Origin of the sequence: Rhizobium sp. OAE497, assembly GCF_040546565.1 — a bacterium.
Lineage (GTDB): Bacteria > Pseudomonadota > Alphaproteobacteria > Rhizobiales > Rhizobiaceae > Rhizobium.
The window spans coordinates 3,697,804-3,716,230 of sequence record NZ_JBEPOA010000001.1 but is presented as its reverse complement, the minus strand read 5'-3'; the positions used below and the strand labels follow the sequence as shown (position 1 = coordinate 3,716,230).

Annotated in this window: 15 protein-coding genes; 13 read left to right on the top strand and 2 right to left on the bottom strand. The window is 62.3% G+C overall.

Annotated elements, in window-relative coordinates:
• Window positions 1–16 precede the first annotated feature (16 nt).
• Genes ABIE40_RS18580 through ABIE40_RS18565 form a run of 4 tightly spaced genes read left to right on the top strand, consistent with a single transcriptional unit; the run spans window position 17 to window position 3,700 of the window.
• Window positions 17–790, top strand: a complete 774-nt coding sequence (locus ABIE40_RS18580; protein WP_112718277.1) for a GntR family transcriptional regulator — start codon at window positions 17–19, stop codon at window positions 788–790.
• Window positions 787–1,818 carry an SIS domain-containing protein gene (locus ABIE40_RS18575; RefSeq protein WP_112718279.1) on the top strand — a complete coding sequence of 344 codons (1,032 nt, stop codon included), beginning with the start codon at window positions 787–789 and terminating at the stop codon, window positions 1,816–1,818. The genes ABIE40_RS18580 and ABIE40_RS18575 overlap by 4 nt, the downstream gene beginning before the upstream one ends.
• Complete coding sequence (gene nagA / locus ABIE40_RS18570) at window positions 1,818–2,969, top strand: N-acetylglucosamine-6-phosphate deacetylase (protein ID WP_199627936.1); 1,152 nt, start codon at window positions 1,818–1,820, stop codon at window positions 2,967–2,969. The genes ABIE40_RS18575 and nagA overlap by 1 nt, the downstream gene beginning before the upstream one ends.
• A 2-nt stretch (window positions 2,970–2,971) precedes the next feature.
• Window positions 2,972–3,700 (top strand): SIS domain-containing protein, encoded by a 729-nt coding sequence (locus ABIE40_RS18565; RefSeq protein ID WP_112718283.1) that lies wholly within the window; start codon window positions 2,972–2,974, stop codon window positions 3,698–3,700.
• A 54-nt stretch (window positions 3,701–3,754) separates the two neighbouring features.
• Here the strand turns inward: ABIE40_RS18565 and efp are convergent, their stop codons facing one another.
• Window positions 3,755–4,324, bottom strand: coding sequence for an elongation factor P (gene efp / locus ABIE40_RS18560; protein WP_112718285.1), 570 nt, complete (start codon window positions 4,322–4,324; stop codon window positions 3,755–3,757).
• Between the two features lie 150 nt (window positions 4,325–4,474).
• Between efp and epmA the strand changes: the two genes are divergently transcribed.
• From epmA to ABIE40_RS18515, 9 genes are all read left to right on the top strand, one after another.
• Window positions 4,475–5,539 (top strand): EF-P lysine aminoacylase EpmA, encoded by a 1,065-nt coding sequence (gene epmA, locus ABIE40_RS18555; protein ID WP_199627935.1) that lies wholly within the window; start codon window positions 4,475–4,477, stop codon window positions 5,537–5,539.
• Window positions 5,536–6,588 (top strand): lysine-2,3-aminomutase-like protein, encoded by a 1,053-nt coding sequence (locus tag ABIE40_RS18550; RefSeq protein WP_199627934.1) that lies wholly within the window; start codon window positions 5,536–5,538, stop codon window positions 6,586–6,588. Before epmA ends, ABIE40_RS18550 begins: the two co-directional genes overlap by 4 nt.
• A 256-nt stretch (window positions 6,589–6,844) precedes the next feature.
• Window positions 6,845–7,096 carry an acyl carrier protein gene (locus ABIE40_RS18545; protein ID WP_112718291.1) on the top strand — a complete coding sequence of 84 codons (252 nt, stop codon included), beginning with the start codon at window positions 6,845–6,847 and terminating at the stop codon, window positions 7,094–7,096.
• A complete protein-coding gene (locus tag ABIE40_RS18540; RefSeq protein ID WP_199627933.1) occupies window positions 7,096–8,277 on the top strand; it encodes an acyl-CoA dehydrogenase family protein in 1,182 nt (393 codons plus the stop codon). Before ABIE40_RS18545 ends, ABIE40_RS18540 begins: the two co-directional genes overlap by 1 nt.
• Window positions 8,278–8,282: 5 nt before the next feature.
• Window positions 8,283–9,191 carry an amino acid--[acyl-carrier-protein] ligase gene (locus tag ABIE40_RS18535; protein WP_199627932.1) on the top strand — a complete coding sequence of 303 codons (909 nt, stop codon included), beginning with the start codon at window positions 8,283–8,285 and terminating at the stop codon, window positions 9,189–9,191.
• 8 nt (window positions 9,192–9,199) lie between these two features.
• Window positions 9,200–10,162: a DUF1839 family protein gene (locus ABIE40_RS18530; RefSeq protein WP_199627931.1), complete on the top strand. Its 963-nt coding sequence runs from the start codon at window positions 9,200–9,202 to the stop codon at window positions 10,160–10,162.
• Window positions 10,163–10,178: 16 nt separating this feature from the next.
• The gene (locus ABIE40_RS18525) at window positions 10,179–12,656 is read left to right on the top strand and encodes a glycoside hydrolase family 2 protein (RefSeq protein ID WP_199627930.1); all 2,478 of its coding nucleotides are present in this window, start codon (window positions 10,179–10,181) and stop codon (window positions 12,654–12,656) included.
• 13 nt (window positions 12,657–12,669) lie between these two features.
• Window positions 12,670–13,845, top strand: coding sequence for a glycosyltransferase family 4 protein (locus ABIE40_RS18520; RefSeq protein ID WP_199628066.1), 1,176 nt, complete (start codon window positions 12,670–12,672; stop codon window positions 13,843–13,845).
• A gap of 69 nt (window positions 13,846–13,914) precedes the next feature.
• On the top strand, window positions 13,915–17,220 hold the full coding sequence (locus ABIE40_RS18515; RefSeq protein ID WP_199627929.1) for an oligosaccharide flippase family protein: 3,306 nt from the start codon (window positions 13,915–13,917) through the stop codon (window positions 17,218–17,220).
• Here the strand turns inward: ABIE40_RS18515 and ABIE40_RS18510 are convergent.
• Complete coding sequence (locus ABIE40_RS18510; RefSeq protein WP_199627928.1) at window positions 17,217–18,374, bottom strand: glycosyltransferase family 4 protein; 1,158 nt, start codon at window positions 18,372–18,374, stop codon at window positions 17,217–17,219. The genes ABIE40_RS18515 and ABIE40_RS18510 overlap by 4 nt on opposite strands.
• Window positions 18,375–18,427: the final 53 nt, after the last annotated feature.

The window sequence follows — 18,427 nt, the reverse complement described above, 5'->3', positions numbered from 1 at the left end:
GTTCTAATCACTTTTCATGGATAGAACCAGTCTGATAGCAGAGCTGAATGCGCGCGGACTGCGCGACGAGGCGTCCACCGGCCCGCTTTACAAGCGGCTGGCGCTGGCCTTGACCGGCCTCATTCAGGAAGGACTGCTGAAGCCCGGCGCGGCATTGCCGGGCGAACGTGATCTTGCCGAAGCGCTGAAGCTCGGCCGTGTCACCGTCAGAACCGCCTATCGCGACCTGATGTCGTCGGGTGCGCTGGAATCGCGCCATGGCAGTGGCACATTTGTCTCGGCGCGGGTCGAACGCATGGAGCAGCCGCTCTGGCGCCTCTCCTCCTTCTCGGCCGATATGCGCTCGCGCGGGCGCTCACCTGCCGCAAAAATTCTGTCGAGACAGATCAACCAGCCCTCGCCGGAAGAATCCTTTCTCCTAGGTCTCAGTCAGGATGAGCCCGTGCTGCGGCTTGACCGACTGCGCCTGGCCGATGGCCTGCCGCTCGCGATCGAGCGCGCCGTCGTTCCGGTGAAATTCGTCGGCGAGCATGCCGGTGGCGAGGGATCGCTTTACGATGCGCTGGCTGCCAGCGGACACAAGCCCGTACGGGCGCTGCAGCGCCTGACGGCGGTGACGCTCGACCCTTCTTCGGCCGCGATGCTGAACGTCAAGGCCGGTGCGCCTGCGCTGCTGATCGAGCGGATTTCCCGCCTCGAAGACCAGCGCGTCGTTGAATATACCCGCTCGCACTATCGTGGCGATGCATATGATTTTGTTGCAGAATTGAGAATTGGAGATGAGCTATGAGTGAGAACAAGTCGCTGATGTTGCAGGAGGCGGGTCAATCGCCGGACGTGGTGGCGACCCTCCTCGAAAAGGAAAAGCCGGCCTTCGCGGAGATCGCCAAACTGTTCTCCTCGGCCCGGCCGAGCGTGGTGACGACGGCAGCGCGCGGGTCCTCCGACCACGCGGCGACCTTCTTCAAATATCTTTTCGAGATCAGCTGCGGTGTACCGGTCGCTTCGGTCGGCCCGTCGATCGCTTCGGTCTATGGCGCGCCGCTGCATCTGAAGGGTGGCATTCACTTCACGGTTTCGCAGTCGGGTGCCAGCCCTGACATCGTCGCCCTGCAGGAAGCAGCCAAGAAGGGTGGCGCAACGACGATCGCCGTCGTCAACGTCACCGACAGCCCGCTCGGCAATCAGGCCGATATCGTGCTTGGCCTGAATGCCGGACCCGAGAAGAGCGTCGCCGCGACCAAGTCGTTCATCGCTTCCGTTGCCGCACTGGCTGGTGTTACCGCTGCAATCGGCGGCAAGGCCGATCTGCAGGCTGCCCTGCAGAAGCTTCCGGAGGCGCTGTCTGCGACTTCCGGCATCGATACGGCCGCTGCCGAAGACGTGCTCTTCAACGCGAGCTCGCTCTATACGGCAGGCCGCGGTCCGGCTTTCGCGATTGCGCTCGAAGCTGCGCTCAAGGCCAAGGAAACCTCCGGCCTGCATGCCGAGGCTTTTTCGCTCGCCGAGCTGATGCACGGCCCGATGCGTCTCGTGCAGCCGGGCTTCCCGATCGTCGCCTTCGCGCCTGATGACGCTGCCTATGCCAATAACGTCCAGGCGCTGGAGCGCCTGCAGAAGCTCGGCGCGACGACGGTTCCGTTCTCGGCGCAGCCGCTTGCCGGCGTCAACCTGCGTGTGCCGACGACAGGCAACGGTCTGCTCGATCCGCTTGTCTCGCTCCTCGTCTACTATCGCCTGATCGAGTCTGTTACCCGCCGCAAGGGTTTTGATCCTGACAAGCCGGCAAACCTGCTCAAGGTCACGGAGACCGTCTGATGTCCCGGAAGATTTTCACCGGCTCGCGCATCTTCGATGGCGAGCGCTTTCATGACGAGCGGGCGCTCATCGTTTCGGATGGGCGCATCGAGACGATCGCTGCGCTCAATGATCTGCCCGAAGGCGAGCGGATCGTGCTCGACGGCGGCGTTCTCTCCGCCGGGTTCATCGACGCGCAGGTGAATGGCGGCGGCGGCCGGATGCTGAATGACGAGCCGTCGGCCGGCTCGATGTATATCATCGCCGACGGTCACCGCCGTTACGGTACGACCGCCCTGCTGCCGACGCTGATCACCGATACCGCCGATGCGACCAAGGCGGCGATCGAGGCGGCCAAGGAAGCCGTGAAGACCAACCGCGGCGTTGCCGGTCTGCATCTGGAAGGCCCGCATCTGGCGCCGGCGCGCAAGGGCGCGCATCTCGCGTCGCTGATGCGGCCCGTCGAAGACAGCGACGTCAAGGCGTTCATCGCGGCACGCGAGGCGATCGGTACGCTGCTGGTGACCATGGCGGCCGAGCAGGTTTCCGTAAAGCAGGTGCGGGCACTCGCCGAAGCAGGCGTCACCGTCAGCATCGGCCATTCCGATTGCACCAGCGAGCAGGCCGAGGAACGCTTCGATGCCGGTGCCCGCGGCGTTACGCATCTCTTCAATGCGATGAGTCAGATGGGCCATCGCGCACCTGGCCTCGTCGGCGCGGCGATCGATCATCCGGCGACCTGGTGCGGCGTGATTGCCGACGGTCACCATGTCGATCCCAAGGCCCTGCGCACGGCGCTTCGCGCCAAGCGCGGCGAGGGCAAGCTGCTTCTGGTCAGCGATGCGATGTCGCTTGTCGGTTCCGATAAGGATAGCTTCACGCTGAACGGACGCACAGTCCATCGCGAGAGCGGCAGTTTCTGCTCGAAGGTGGTTCTGGCCGATGGCACGCTGGCCGGCTCGGATGTCGATATGGCCTCCAGCATCCGCTACTGCACGACCTATCTCGACCTGACGCTGGCGGAAGCGCTGAGGATGGCGACGCTCTATCCGGCCCGCTTCCTGCGCCTCGAAGGCTACGGACAGCTTCTGCCTGGATACCGCGCCGATGTGGTCCACCTCAACGACAAGACCGAAGTGACAGCGGCCTGGATCTCCGGCGAGAGGAAGTAGCGATGACGGCGATTACCGACGCCTATTTCTCCAACCTGATCGCCCGTCTCGGCAAGCTGCAGTCCGCTCTCGACGATCCGATGCAACGGGCTGCGGCGGCTATTCTGGAGGCGGCACGCCATGACCGGCGCGTCTATGTCTTCGGCACCGGCCATTCGCATATGCTGGCCGAAGAGGTTCACTACCGCGCAGGTGGTCTCGCCTTTACCGTGCCCGTTCTCGTCGGTTCGGCAATGCTGCATGAGGGGGCTGTCATCAGCTCGGTCTACGAGCGGACGCAGGGTCTGGTGCGACCGGTTCTGGAGCGCTACGGCATGCAATCCGGCGACGTGATCATCATCGCGTCGAACTCGGGCGTGAATGCCGCACCGATAGAGGCGGCGGATTATGGCCATGAGATCGGCGCCAAGGTGATCGCCATCACCTCGGTCGAATATTCGAGCGCCATTGCCAACGGCCGCCGCCGCCTGGCCGATGTTGCCGATATCGTCCTCGACAACGGCTTGCCACCCGGCGATGCCGTGATCGAGATCGAAGGCAGCGGGCTGAAGGTCGGGCCGGTGTCGACGGCGATCGGCGTGACGGTTCTGAATGCCATCTTCGCCGAGGTCGCCTCGGAGCTCGCGAAAGCCGGCGATGCGCCGGTCTATCTCAGCGCCAACATGCCCGGTGCCGCCGATGTCAATCAGCGGCTGGTCAAGCGCTACCGGCCGCGCAATCCGCATCTCTGAAACGAAAAAAGCCGGCGTCTCCGCCGGCTTTTTTGTTCGGTCTCTGAGGGCCGATCAGTTCTTGGCGCGCTCGACGTAGGAATTGTCTTCCGTCGCGATGACAACGCGGGTGCCGGCATCGATATGCGGCGGAACCATCGTGCGAACGCCGTTCGAGAGCATTGCCGGCTTGTAGGACGAAGAAGCCGTCTGGCCCTTGACGACCGGCTCGGTCTCGGTGATTTCCAGCGTGACGTGACGCGGCAGCTCGAGCGCCAGCGGGATGCCTTCGTGAATCGACAGGATGCAGGTCATGCCTTCCTGCAGATATGCCTTCTGGTCACCCATCGTTTCGACATCGACGACGACCTGATCATAGGTCTGCGGGTTCATGAAGTGGAAGCCTTCGCCGTCTTCATAGAGGAACTGGAAGTTGACGTCTTCGACGAAAGCGCGCTCGACCTGTTCGGTCGTGCGCCAGCGCTCGGACACCTTCACGCCATCGACGATGCGGCGCATGTCAACCTGCGTGACCGGCGTGCCCTTGCCCGGGTGGAAGTTGTTGGCAGTGAGAACGACGTAGAGCTTGCCTTCCACTTCGAGAACGTTGCCCTTGCGGACGGAGGAGGCGATGACCTTGACCATAAGACTTCCTTGTAACTCAGGCTTCGGCGTCGTAGAGGACTGTCGCAATAGCCCCGGAGACGCGATTGATTTTCCTTTGGGGCGGCAACTAACGTAAAATCCGGTGAAAAGCCAGCCCTCGCGTTGGTCCTTGCAGTGAAGAAGCGGAGAATGACCCTGACGAGCGCCAAAGCCTCGCCCTGGTGGACGCCTGATGTTCATGCGGATCGCCGCCCGTTCCTGATAGGGCGCAATGCGATCCAGGCGGCTCTGCGTCTTTACTTTGCCAAGGAAGACTTCATCGAAGTCGATACATCGGCTCTACAGGTCTCCCCCGGCAACGAGGCGCATCTTCATGCCTTCGCGACCGAAGCGCTGACGACCGACGGGCAGTCCGCACCCTTCTATCTGCACACGTCGCCGGAATTCGCCTGCAAGAAGCTGCTCTCGGCCGGCGAGCAGCGCATTGCCTGCTTCGCGCATGTCTATCGCAACCGCGAGCGCGGGCCGCTGCACCACCCTGAATTCACCATGCTGGAATGGTACCGGGCGGGCGAGAGCTACGAGACGCTGATGATGGACTGCGTGCGGATGGCCGCGCTCGCTGCCGAGACCGTCAAGGCATCCAAGCTCACCTATCGCGGCGCCGAGGCCGATCCCTTTGCCGGGCCGGAGCGGATTTCCGTTGCCGAGGCGTTCGAGCGTTACGCCGGGATCGATCTGCTTGGCTCCGTCGCTGCCGATGGTTCGACGGACCGCGAGCATCTGGCAGCCGAGCTGCGCCGCAACGGCCTGCGCGTTGCCGAAGACGATAGCTGGGCCGATCTCTTCAGCCGGGCGCTGGTCGAAAAGATCGAGCCGCACCTCGGTTTCGGCCGCATCACCATTCTCGACGAATATCCGGTTTCGGAAGCTGCCCTGGCGCGACCCTCGGCTGGCGATCCCAGAGTTGCCGAGCGTTTCGAGGTCTATGCCTGCGGAGTCGAGCTTGCCAATGGTTTCGGCGAGCTGACCAACGCCGCAGAACAGCGCCGCCGTTTCGAGATCGAGATGGCCGAGAAGGCGCGCATCTATGGCGAGCGCTATCCGCTGGACGAGGATTTTCTCGACGCGCTGCAGATCATGCCGGAGGCAAGCGGCATCGCGCTCGGCTTCGACCGGCTGGTGATGCTGGCGACGGGCGCTACACGCATCGATCAGGTGCTCTGGGCGCCTGTCGCGGAGTATGGCCGATGAATATCGTCCGGCCGATCAAGAGCGTCGATGACCTGTCGAACGCCGGCCTGATCGCCGAGGGCGACCGGTTGGCCCTCGAAGAGGTCGCGGCCCGCTATGCGATCGCGCTGACGCCTTCAGTCGCGGCGTTGATCGATCGCGATGATCCGGCCGATCCGATCGCGCGCCAGTTCGTACCTGTCGGCGACGAATTGCGGATTCTGCCGGAAGAGCGCGCCGACCCGATCGGCGATATCGCGCATAGCCCTGTCGAGGGCATCGTCCATCGCTATCCGGATCGTGTGCTGCTGAAGGCCGTGCATGTCTGCCCGGTCTATTGCCGCTTCTGCTTCCGCCGCGAAATGGTCGGCCCCCAGGGACTGGGCACGCTGGAGCCGGAGGCAATGAAGGCCGCCTTCGATTATATCCGCCAGCACGATGAAATCTGGGAAGTCATTCTGACGGGTGGTGATCCGCTGATCCTGTCGCCACGGCGTCTCGAAGAGATCATGCGGGAACTGGCGACGATCGATCATGTCAAGATCGTCCGTTTCCATACCCGTGTTCCGGTGGTCGAGCCGCGCAAGATCGATGCGGCGCTGGTTGCGGCGCTGAAGGCCAGCGGCAAGACCGTCTACGTCGCACTGCATGCGAACCACCCCCGTGAATTCACCGATGAGGCCCGCGCCGCCTGCGCCCGTCTCGTCGATGCCGGGATCGTCATGATTAGTCAGTCGGTGCTGCTGAAGGGCGTCAACGACGACCCGGCCGTGCTTGCCGACCTGATGAAGCGGTTCGTCGAGAACCGCATCAAGCCCTATTACCTGCATCATCCCGATCTGGCGCCGGGCACCAGCCATTTCCGGCTGTCGATCGAAGAGGGTCAGAAGATCGTTGCCGCCCTGCGCGGACGTATCTCCGGTCTTTGCCAACCTGCCTATATTCTCGATATCCCCGGCGGTCACGGCAAGACGGTGATCTCGCAGAGCGGGTTGCGCAAGACGGCGGACGGCTGCTTTTCGGTCTCGGATTATCGCGGCGGCGAACACGTCTATCCGCCGGTGGTTTGACGGTTTTGCGTTTCATTTCTGCACTGCAGGCTTGAACGCCAATTTCGGGTATTTCGGCAGATCGTTGCCGCAAATCGCTGAAATCAAATATAAAACATCGATCGCTTTCGAATATCCGATAAAACTTTAAGTATGAACCTTGCTCATATTTAACCAGACCAATTAGCGGAATGTTGTTTTTTCCGGCCTAAAAGAACGCTCATGATTTAGGCGATGACTGCCTGCTCAGGATCATGACAATCTTGGAGATGCTAGGATGAACACGACAATCCGCGACCTTATAGCCAAGTTCGGCAAGCTTCCGGTGGCGGTCGACCAGATCGCCGATGATGCCGATCTCTATGCGGCGGGTCTTACGTCCTTCGCCTCCGTGCAGCTGATGCTGGGCATCGAGGAAGCCTTCGACATCGAGTTCCCCGACAATCTGCTCAACCGCAAATCCTTCGCCAGCATTTCGGCGATCGAGAAGACCGTCGATCAGATCAAGGACAGCCGGAAGGTCGCCTGATGAACTTCCAGGTCAAGATTGCCGAAGAGAGTTTTGCGGCACGGGCCGCACGCGTCGCCGAGATCGCTGCCAAGCACGCCGATACGGTCGATGCGGAAGGCCGCTTCCCGCGCGAAGCTGTCGATGCGATGAAGGCTGAGCGGCTGCTCGGCATCCAGATCCCCCGCCATCTCGGTGGCGAGGGTGCGACGACGACCGAAATCGCCGAACTCTGCTCCATTCTTGGCCAGGCTTGCGCCGCAAGCGCCATGGTTTTCGCCATGCATCACATCAAGCTTTCGAGCCTGGTGGAACACGGCACTGAAAGCGAATGGCATGCAGGCTTCATGCAGCGCCTCGCTGACGAGCAGCTTTTGATCGCCTCGGCGACGACGGAAGGCGGTATCGGCGGCAACCTGCGCAACAGTATCTGCGCCATCGAGGTCAGCGGCGGTATCTGCCGCCTCGAAAAGGACGCAACCGTCATCTCCTATGGCTCGCATGCCGATGCGATCCTGATTACCTCGCGCAGCAATCCGGAAGCCGCTTCCTCCGACCAGGTTCTGACTGCCTTCACCAAGGATCAGTACACGATCGAGCGGACCCATGTCTGGAACACACTCGGCATGCGCGGCACCTGCTCGGACGGGTTCCTGTTCAAGGGCGAGGCGCCGGCGGTCCAGATCCTGCCGAAACCCTTCGCCGAGATCGCCGCGCAGTCGATGCTTGCCTCCTCGCACCTCCTCTGGAGCGGCGTCTGGTACGGTATCGCCGTCGATGCTGTCTCCCGCGCTCAATCCTTCGTGCGTGCTGCTGCGCGCAAATCTCCCGGCGCCCCGCCCCCAGGTGCGCTCCGGCTCGCGGAAGTTTCCAACCTTCTGCAGATGGTCAAGTCCAATGTCGTTGCGGGCCTCAAGGCCTATGAGGACGCCAAGGCCGATCCCGACAAGCTGTCGTCGATGGGCTTTGCCGTTGCCATGAACAACGTGAAGATCGCCTCGTCGGAAACGATCCTGGAGATCGTCAACCACGTCATGCTGATCTGCGGCATCATGGGCTACAAGAACGGCACGCCCTTCAGCGTCGGCCGCCATCTGCGAGACGCGCATTCCGCGCAGCTCATGATCTCGAATGACCGCATCCTCGGCAACACGTCGAGCATGCTTCTCGTCCACAAGCAGGACACTAGCCTACTGGGGTGACTCACATGGATATGCAGACCTCGTTTCTGGACCGGCTTTTCGAATCCGGCCTGCTGATCGATACCGGCGTTGATGGTCTTTATGGCCGCAGCGGCCAGTTCGAAGACGTGATCACCGCCTTCGAGCGGCTGATCGACAAGTTCGGTGGCGCCGATGGCGCGGAGGCCATGCGCTTTCCGCCGGGCATGAACCGGGCGATCTTCGAAAAGAGCGGCTACATGAAGAGCTTCCCGCAGCTGGCCGGTACCGTGCACAGCTTCTGCGGCGCCGAGCTCGACCACATGAACCTGCTGCAATGCATGGAAGTCGGCGACGACTGGACCAAGGGCCAGGAAGCGACCGAAATCGTGCTGACGCCGGCAGCCTGCTATCCGCTTTATCCGACGATCGCCAAGCGCGGCAATCTGCCGGCCAATGGCGGTCTCTACGATCTGCAGTCCTACTGCTTCCGACACGAGCCTTCCAAGGATCCGGCACGCCAGCAGCTGTTCCGCATGCGCGAATATGTTTGCATGGGCACGGAAGCCAACGTGACGGAATTCCGCCAGCGCTGGATGGATCGCGGCGTTGAGATGATGAAGCAGGTCGGCCTCGACGTCGTCATCGATGTCGCCAACGACCCGTTCTTCGGCCGCGCCGGCAAGATGATGGTCAACAACCAGCGTGACCAGAATCTTAAGTTCGAGCTGCTGATCCCGATCACCTCGACCGCCAATCCAACGGCCTGTATGAGCTTCAACTATCATCAGGATTCGTTTGGTCTGAAGTGGGGCCTAAACCTCGAAGACGGCAGCGTCGCGCATACGGCATGCGTCGGCTTCGGTCTTGAACGCATCGCGCTCGCGCTCTTCCATCACCACGGTCTCGACGTGAAGGAATGGCCCGAAAACGTTCGCAAGGCGCTCTGGGGCTGAGATCTCGGATGAACGCCGTTTTTCCAGCCATCCGTCCCGATGGCTACGCCAGGCATGCGCTCCATTCCAGTGAGCGCATGTGGCCTGAAACCAATTGCTACATCGATCTCTGGATCGAAGTGCTGAACGCGCTTCGTCTGCCGCCGGAAGCCATGCTCGGCTTCACGATGACGCAGGATTTCGAAGGCGATCAGTTCACCTTCTTCAAGGTGCCGCTCGAAGATCTCGAAGCGCTGTTCGGCATCCGCGTCAGCGAGCTGGCGATTTTCGATGCAGTGGAAAGCCATATCCAGACGCAGATCGGCCGGGGCCGTCTCTGCCTGATCGAGATGGATTCCTATTTCATGCCCGATACGCAAGGTACCGCCTATCGCACCGAACACGGCAAGACGACGGTGGCAATCAACCGCCTGGACATGGCGGCCAAGCGCGTCGAATACTTCCACAATGCCGGCTTCTTCTCGCTCGAAGGCGAGGATTTCGACGGGCTGTTCCAGCTGCATCTGACGGAAGCCGATGCGCCGTTCCTGCCCTATACGGAATTTGCGAAATTTCCGGCGATGCTTCCCGGCGATGCCGATATCCGCAAGGTTTCCGGCGAGTTCTTCCGCAAGCATTTTGCGCGCCGCCCTTCCACAAATCCGATCCGGGCCTTCGCTTCGGTTTTCCCGCAGCAGGTCGAGGCGGTTGCCGAGCGTCCCTTCGGCTTCTTCCACAAATATGCGTTCAACACGTTGCGCCAGTTCGGCGCCAATTTCGAGCTGGCGGCCGATCATCTTGCCTGGCTGGCACCCGGCCGCTTCGCCGATGCCGAAGCTAGTGCGAGGCAAATTTCCGAGACTGCAAAATCGGTGCAGTTCCAGCTGGCGCGTGCCGTCACCCGCAAGAAATTCGAGCCGTTGCAGACCGCGCTTGATCCGGCTGCCGATGCATGGGATTCCATGATGGCTTCGATTTCCGAGCGGTTGTGACACCGGAGAGTTGAGCATGCGGGGGAGGTTGGCAAGCGTCGCGGCAGAGGAAGTTCTGCTTTCGGAAGGATGGAACCTCGTCCTGACCGAGCCGGATGCCTATGCGACGCCGCACGATATTCCGCCGACATCGCAGTTCATCGCCGCACCCGTGCCCGGTACGGTCGCGGCTGCACTCGAAAAGGCCGGACTGTTCGACCGCGAAAATCCGCAGCCGCTGAACACCCGCGATGCCTGGTATGTCTGCCGCCTGTTCGATGCAGAGCCGGGCGACTGGATACTTCGGCTCGAAGGGCTGGCGACGCTCTGTCATGTGTTCGTCAACGGCAAGGAGATGCTGTTTTCGGAGAGCATGTTCACCGCGCACGAAATTCCTGTGACGCTCGCTGGTGGCGACGAGCTCGCGCTTTGCTTCCGCGCCCTGGCGCCGAAGCTTGCCGAACCCGGACCGCGGGCCCGGTGGCGCCCGCAGATGATCACGTCCCCCGGTCTCAAGAATATCCGCACCACGGTGCTCGGCCACATGCCCGGCTGGTGCCCGGAGATTCACGCCGTCGGCCCCTGGCGGGCGATTTCGCTGGTGCGCGGCGGCCCGGTCTCGATCGACAATGTCTCGATCCGCGCGGTTCTCGACGAGGATGGTGCCGGGCGCCTCAGCGTGTCGCTCTATTGCGATGCCGAGGAGCCGGTGCTGCAGCTGCGCTGCGGCGAGCATGAAGCGTCCTTCGAGAAGGTTGGCGACAACCATTATTCGGCGATCCTGAAGATCCCCAACGTGACGCCCTGGTGGCCGCATACGCATGGCACAGCGCATCTCTATGAGCTGACGCTTGTCTCCGACGGGATCGCACACCCGCTCGACAAGACCGGTTTCCGGCGGATCGAGCTGGATCGGGGTGTCGATGGCGATGGTTTTGGTCTTGTCATCAACGGCGAGCGGGTGTTCTGCCGCGGCGCGGTCTGGACGACGGCTGACATCGTGCGGCTGCCTGGAGATCGCGGCGCCTACGAGCCGTTCCTGCGGCTTGCGGCGGAAGCCGGTATGAACATGATCCGCATCGGCGGCACGATGGCCTACGAGACGCCGGAGTTTTTCGCGCTGTGCGACGAGCTCGGCCTGCTCGTCTGGCAGGACTTCATGTTCGCCAATTTCGACTATCCGCGAAACGACAAGGCCTTTGCCGGTCATGTCCATACCGAGGTCGAAGGCTTCCTGCATGGCGTCCAGGCGTCGCCGTCGCTCGCCGTGCTCTGCGGCGGCAGCGAGGTGCACCAGCAGGCGGCGATGCTCGGCTTGCCGCGCGAATTCTGGGGTGGTCCTGTGACCGACGAGGTGATCCCGGCAATCGCTTCCCGCCTGCGGTCCGATGTGCCCTATGTGCCGAATTCGCCCTATGGCGGCGCGATGCCGTTTTCCCCGAATGCAGGGGTGACCCACTATTACGGTGTCGGCGCCTATATGCGCCCGCTTGAGGATGCGCGCAGGGCGGATGTGCGTTTTGCCGCCGAGAGCCTCGCCTTTGCCCATGTTCCGCAGCAATCGATGCTGCAGCGGCATCTCGACGTTCCCGCCGTCCACAGCCCGCTCTGGAAGGTGCGCGTGCCCCGCGATCGCGGCGCGTCCTGGGATTTCGAGGATGTCCGTGATTTCTATCTCGGCCTTCTCTACGACATCGATCCGGCAAGCCTTCGCCGCGAGAACCCGGAGCGCTATCTCGAGCTCTCCCGCGCCGTCACCGGAGAGGTGCTGATCGAGACCTTTGCCGAATGGCGCCGCACCGGTTCGCGTTGCGACGGTGCGCTTGTCTGGACACTGCAGGACCTGCTCCCCGGCCCGGGCTGGGGCGTGATCGATTCCACCGGTGAGCCCAAGCCGGTCTGGTATGCGATGCGCCGTGCCTTCAAGCCGCTGCAGGTGCTGCTGACCGACGAAGGCACCAACGGGCTCGACATTCACGTCATCAACGAGACCGCAGCCGATCTTGCGGCAGAACTCGAGATCATCAGCTTCCGCGACGGCCGGCAGCAGGCGGCGAGCGGTAGCCACAGCCTGGCGCTTGCTGCGCGCAGCAAACAGAAGATCGCCGCGACCGAGCTTTTCGGCGCCTTCTTCGACACGACCTATGCCTTCCGCTTCGGCCCGCCCTCGCATGACGTCACGGTCGCGCGGCTTCGCTCCGTCGATGGCGAATTGCTGGGCGAAGCGTTTCATTTCCCGCTCGGTCGCGCCAAGGCCTGCCATGACGCCAGCATCGACGTCAGGCTCGTCGAGGACGCGGGCCATTGGGCGGTCGATCTGACGACCGATCGCCTTGCGCAGTCGGTGCATGTCGAAGCCGCCGGTTACCGTCCGTCGGACGACTGGTTCCATCTCGCGCCGGGCATCCAGCGGCGCATTCGTTTGGCGCCGATGACGGCAGATGCGGGCGAGCCTCGGGGCGAGGTGCTCTGCGCCGGAAACATGCGCCGCTTTGCCTTCAGCGCCGGTGGTTAAGGACAAGATGTCGATCCGATCGCTTTACCGTGCCTTTCGCTCCCATGTTCTGCAGCGGCTGATCCCGAAATCGCGTGTTGCGTTCGATCCGGCGCGTCCGGTCGAAGTCGCCGGCTATCTCTCGATGATGGCAGGTGTGGGTGAGTCGGCGCGGCTCTGTGCCGACGCCCTGGTCTCGGCCGGCCGGACGATTTCGCTGCGCGATGTCAGCACTCATGCTGGCGAGGGATCGTCGGTCGAGTGGACGGCGGCTTCGCAGTCTTCGGCCAAGCCCGGCACCCGCATCTGGCACCTCAATCCGCCGATGCTGCCGCGCGCCGTTATCAGCACCGGTCTCGGCGAATTCGCGCGGGCCTACAATATCGGCTATTGGGCTTGGGAACTGGAAGTCGTTCCTGCCGAATGGCGTAACGGTGCGCGCTATGTGAATGCCGTCTTCGTGCCCTCCGAATTCACCCGCAAGGCGATCGCACCGTTGACGTCGGCGCCCGTCATCGTCGTGCCGCATCCGGTGACAGAGAAGCCCGCTGCCGACGGCATGCGCGCAAAGTTCGGGATCGAGGACGATGCCTTCCTCGTCAGCTTCATCTTCAGCGCGGGATCGTCGATCAACCGGAAGAACCCGCAGGCGGTGATCGACGCCTTCAAGATTTTCCAGGCGCGCTGCCCGGAGGCATTCCTGCTGATGAAGGGCAGTGGCGATCCGGCGAAGGATGCCGGATTGGCCGCGCTTTATCGCTCCGCCGAGGGCAATAGCCGGATTCGGATCGTTACCGACAAGCTGGCGAGCAGCGAGATCAACGGGCTGATCCGAGATTCGGATGCCTATATCTCGCTGCACCGCTCGGAAGGTTTCGGTCTCACCGTTGCCGAGGCGATCATCCACAACACGCCTGTCGTGAGCACGGGCTGGTCGGGCACAGTGGATTTCTGCGATCCGGACAATACCTGGAACGTCGCGCCGTCGCTGATCCCCGTCGTCGATACGCATCCGGAATTTGCGGCGCTTGACAGTGCGGTCTGGGCCGATCCATCGCCTGAAATCGCCGCCGGATATCTGGAACAGATTTATGCCGATCCGGAAACCGCCAAGGCGAAAGCGGCGCGGGCGAAGCGCTTCCTGATCGCCTATCTCGAGGCCAATACCTACGAGAAAGCGCTGCAAACACTGGCGAGCGCTGCCCGTTAACCGAAAACTTCGGGCCTTATTTAACGGTTTCACTTTAGGAATGGCTGAGAAAGCAACGGAACGGGACTGATGTCGAACGGGATCATAGCAAACTCGGTGATGAACGCTGCGGCCGGCATGCTGCTGCTTGCCACCGGCTTCGCCTCGTCGATCATCACCGCGCGCCTGCTCGGCCCCGAGGCGAACGGCATCGTCGCCTTCTCGCTGTGGCTCGTCGTCACTGGCGCTTCGATTGCCGAACTCGGCTCCAGCATTACGCTGCTGAAAACCCTGCCGCAGCTCAGCGCCCAGGGTTATGACAGCAGGAGGCGCATGGGCTTTGCGTCGATCCTCGTCACCTTCATGGTATTCTCGACGGTGGTGCTGCTCGGGCTCTACGCGATCTTCTTCCTGTCGTCGGAGGAGATGCATTGGGCCGAAACCGCGCCGTCAGTGGCACTCGTTACCGGCGCGCTGTTCTTCATCCAGGCGATCGGCTCCTTCGTCAAATTCTACCTGATCGGCGAAAAGCGGCTTGGCGACTTCTTCAAGCTGACGGTTGGCGTGTCGATCCTGCAGCTCGGCGGCGTTGCGATTGGTGCCGTTCTGCATGGCGTCGAGGGCGTGCTGATCGGTTATGCGCTCGGCCAGCTGGTGTTCTTCGTCGCGACTATGCCGATCCTCTTCGCCAAGCGGGACAAATGCGGCATCGCTTTCGGTGCGCTGGCCTCGTCCTCGGTGATCATCTCGACGCAGTTCCTGATCGATTCCGTCTTTATCAACCGCCTCGAACTGCTGTTCCTGCAGCAGTTCTGGTCGGTCGAGATGGTCGGCTATTATGCGATCGGCCTGTCGGTCGCCAATATCGCCCTGCAGCTGCCGATCCAGATGACCGGGAGCTTGTTGCCCTATTATTCCGAGCAGCGCCACAGCAGCAAGGATGCCACGCTTCCCGTCGAAGTCTTCGCCGCCGTCACCCGCAGCATGGCCTATATCATCCTGCCGATGAGCTTCGGGCTTGCCGCCATCTCGGGCGTGCTCGTCGTCAGCGTCTTCGGTGAGGCCTTCCGCCCGAGTGGTCCCGTCGTCATGCTGCTGGCGCTCGCCGCACCCGCCTACACCTTCATGCAGATCCTCAGCCTCTACCTCCTGTCGATGGACCGGGTGCGCGATCGCCTGAAGACCAGTGTGATTGGTGGCCTTGTGATGGTAGGCGGTTGTTTACTCCTGGTGCCTAGTTTTGCGGCGGAAGGTGCGGCACTCGTTCGCATCGGCGTTTTTGTCGTGATGTGCGTGATCATGATCAAACAGACCGGATTTGGCAGCCAGCTGTCGACCCTCTATGTCAGCCTCGCGAAGGTGACGGCCGCCGCAGTCCTCTGCGCGATGGCGGCGCTTGCCGTGCTTGAGGTCTTCCATAATCCGGTTGGGCTGGTTCTCGCGATAATCGCCGGTGGCATTGCCTATCTGCTGGCGCTGAAGTTCCTCAAGGTCATTCCGCGGCAGGATGCGCTGGTCATCCGCTCGATCCTCGGCAAGGTTCCCTCGGCATTGCGTGGCCACGCGCTGAAGGCCGCACAGTTCATCGCGCCGCTACCACCTGAAAAGGACGGCGAAGCTTCTGCCGCAATGGTTCAGGAGCCCGCGGAAGGTGCCGGCCGCAGCGCTGCATTTCCGGTTGCCTTCGACGGAACGATCGGGCTGTTCATGCCTGAAAATCCTGCCGTCACCAAGCGTTCTTCGGCGGTGCTCTTCGTCAGCCCCTGGGGCTTCGAGGAAATGTGCAGCCGCAAGTTTTATCGCGTGGCCGCCGAGCATCTTTCGGATATCGGCGTTCCCAGCCTGCGTTTCGACTATCTCGGCACCGGCGATGCGCTCGATTTCGGCAGCGAGCCGGCGACGCTGGCAAGCTGGGAGAAATCGATCCGTGCAGCCGCCGAAGAGCTGAAGTCGCTCAGCGGCTGCGACCAGATCATTCTGGCAGCTCAGGGCATCGGCGCAGCACTCGTGCAGCGCATCGGCGCGACGATACCCGGTGTCAGCGGCGTCGCGCTTCTGGCTCCCGTATTGAGCGGCCGCGGGTATCTCCGCGAACTCAACATGTGGGCGAAGATCATTCACGCCGATCTCGGCCTCAGCAAGGAACACGCGCCCGCCGATCAGGTGACGATCGCCGGTCTGTTCATGCCGGAAGCGATCGCCGCCGAAATCCGCAAGCTCAATCTGACCACTCCGGAAGGCATTGCCGCGGCCAAGTATGTTCTCTTCGAACATCCGTCGCGCGCCGGCGATTCCGCCTTTGCCGAAGCCTTGCGAGCCCTTGGCGCCAGCGTCGATGAGAAGGTGTTCGAAGGCTACGAGGAACTGGCGACCAATCCACTGTTTGCCAAGACGCCGATGGCCGTCGTCGCGGAGCTTGCCCGCTGGATCGAAGCGAACACCGTTCCCGATGCCACTGCTGCCAACTCGGTCGTTCCAGCCGAAAACCAGATCCTGCGCGGTGACGGTTTTGATGAGGTACCGGTTCGCTTCGGTGATCATCATCATCTCGTCGGCGTTCTCAGCCGCCCGATCGGTGAGTCCCAGGGCAACTCGGTGATGTTCCTGACCACCGCTTATGACCGGCATGCCGGCTGGGGCCGGACGATCGTCGACATGGCGCGTGATCTCGCCCGACAGGGTGTCACGTCGCTGCGCTTCGATTCAGCCAATGTCGGCGACAGCGTTCCGCGCCCGGATGCGCCCGATCAGATCCTCTATTCAGCCACCCAGATCGAAGACGCTGTCTCGGCGCTCGATCTTCTGGAGGCGCATGTGCCGGGGCCGGTCATGGTCGCCGGGCGCTGCAGCGGCGGCTATGTCGCTTTCCGCGCCGGGATTGCCGACGAGCGTCTAAAGGCCGTCGTCTCGATCAATCCCTTCGTCTATTATTGGGACCCGGCGGTCCAGGTTGCCAAGGAGCACGTCGTTTCGGTGCCGCGCAGCGTCGATGACTACAGCCAGCGTCTGATGAATATCGAAACTCTGAAACGGCTGTTCCGCGGCCAGGTCGACGTGAAGGCCGCGTTCCAGAATTTCTTCATCGCCGTCGGCCGCCGCGTCTCCTACCGCTTCGCGCCGCTGATCGAGCTTCTGCCGCACAAGGGTCATGTCGCCCGCGAGGTGAAGCATGCCTTCGCCTCCTTCGGTAAGCGGAATGTGCCGCTGACGCTGATCTACAGCGAAGCCGATGTCGGCCTCGATCACATGTATTTCCACTTTGGCCCGGGTGGCCGCAAGCTGCAGCGCTATCCGAATGTGCGCCTCGTTATGCTTCAGGACGCCGACCATAACCTGACGCCGCTGGAATCGCGCCGGATCGTTCTGGAAGAGATCGCCAAGCTGGCGAAAGCTTAAGCGCTAGCTTTGAAAGCCGGGATGCCGAGCGACCGGTAGAGCTCGATATAGAGCCCGGCGACATGATTCCAGGAATAGGGGCGAGCTGCCGCTATCAGCGCTTCACGCATGGCCGCCGGGTTTGCAGAGATCGCATCGAATGCGGCGCCGATCGCATCGGCTGCTGTCCCGGCGTCGCAGAAATCCGTGATCGCCACCGGTGCCTGACGCTCTGCGAGGGCGCGGTAGGCGGCATTGCCGTTTAGAACGGGATAGAGCCCGGCGCTCATGGCCTCTAGTGCGACGAGGCCGAAGCCTTCGTATTCCGAGGCGGAGGCGAAGAGCGAGGCGCCCGAGATCAGTGCCCGGATGGCTTCGTTGTCGATGCCGACATGCAGGCCGACCGATTGGGCGAGATTGCGCGAGGCGATTTCGGCGCGCAGATCGCCGGCCTTGAGATCGGATTCCGAGCCGACGATATCGAGATGCCAGGACGTGTCGCGGCCCGTCAGCACCCGCATGGCGTCGAGGAGATGATCCAGACGCTTGTTTACCGAGAAGCGGCCGATGGTGACGATCCGGCGAAGCGGGGTGTGCGATGCGCTATCAGCGAACTTGCCGATATCGACGCCGTTCTCGATCAGCACGGTATTCTGGGCGATCTGCGAAAACTGGGCGATATCCGAGGTGCTGCAGCCAATGACGCGGCGATAGTTCATGGCCGAGAGGCGCGTCAGTGTCTGGAACCAGACCTTCTTCAATGCGGCATATTTCTGCGTATGGAAGAAGCCGCCATGGGTGGTCACGACCATCGGCTTTCGATGCAGGATCCGGCCGATCGCCAGCGCATCGAAGAAGAAGTCGATGGCGTGAACATGCACGAGATCAGCATCGCCGAGATGGCGGAAGACCTGTGGGGCGATCGGGTAGCGCGTGCTGCCGGACCAGGGAATGCGGACGACCTCGATACCGTCGATGGTTTCGCGCGGTGGCAGCTTGCGGTCGCGGGCCGTGAAGAGCGTATCGAGCGTTACGACGCGGACGCGGAAGCCGCGTCTTGCCGTTTCACGCGCCAGATTGGCGACGACGTCTTCGAGGCCGCCGCGGTTCGGCAGGAACTGGCGCACGACATGGACGATCAGCGGAGCGTCTGCCCTCTGCACTTTCGTGGTCATGCCCGCCGTTGCTTCCAAAACGATACTCCTGACCCCGCGCGGCCACATAGCCG

Bases quoted from the DNA above. Each gene is read 5' to 3' on its own strand.
- ABIE40_RS18535 (WP_199627932.1), top strand. From the start codon at position 8,283: ATGGATATGCAGACCTCGTTTCTGGACCGGCTTTTCGAATCCGGCCTG.
- efp (WP_112718285.1), bottom strand. From the start codon at position 4,324: ATGGTCAAGGTCATCGCCTCCTCCGTCCGCAAGGGCAACGTTCTCGAA.
- nagA (WP_199627936.1), top strand. From the start codon at position 1,818: ATGTCCCGGAAGATTTTCACCGGCTCGCGCATCTTCGATGGCGAGCGC.
- ABIE40_RS18545 (WP_112718291.1), top strand. From the start codon at position 6,845: ATGAACACGACAATCCGCGACCTTATAGCCAAGTTCGGCAAGCTTCCG.
- ABIE40_RS18580 (WP_112718277.1), top strand. From the start codon at position 17: ATGGATAGAACCAGTCTGATAGCAGAGCTGAATGCGCGCGGACTGCGC.
- ABIE40_RS18515 (WP_199627929.1), top strand. From the start codon at position 13,915: ATGTCGAACGGGATCATAGCAAACTCGGTGATGAACGCTGCGGCCGGC.
- ABIE40_RS18530 (WP_199627931.1), top strand. From the start codon at position 9,200: ATGAACGCCGTTTTTCCAGCCATCCGTCCCGATGGCTACGCCAGGCAT.
- ABIE40_RS18565 (WP_112718283.1), top strand. From the start codon at position 2,972: ATGACGGCGATTACCGACGCCTATTTCTCCAACCTGATCGCCCGTCTC.
- ABIE40_RS18550 (WP_199627934.1), top strand. From the start codon at position 5,536: ATGAATATCGTCCGGCCGATCAAGAGCGTCGATGACCTGTCGAACGCC.
- epmA (WP_199627935.1), top strand. From the start codon at position 4,475: ATGACCCTGACGAGCGCCAAAGCCTCGCCCTGGTGGACGCCTGATGTT.
- ABIE40_RS18575 (WP_112718279.1), top strand. From the start codon at position 787: ATGAGTGAGAACAAGTCGCTGATGTTGCAGGAGGCGGGTCAATCGCCG.
- ABIE40_RS18540 (WP_199627933.1), top strand. From the start codon at position 7,096: ATGAACTTCCAGGTCAAGATTGCCGAAGAGAGTTTTGCGGCACGGGCC.
- ABIE40_RS18525 (WP_199627930.1), top strand. From the start codon at position 10,179: ATGCGGGGGAGGTTGGCAAGCGTCGCGGCAGAGGAAGTTCTGCTTTCG.
- ABIE40_RS18510 (WP_199627928.1), bottom strand. From the start codon at position 18,374: ATGACCACGAAAGTGCAGAGGGCAGACGCTCCGCTGATCGTCCATGTC.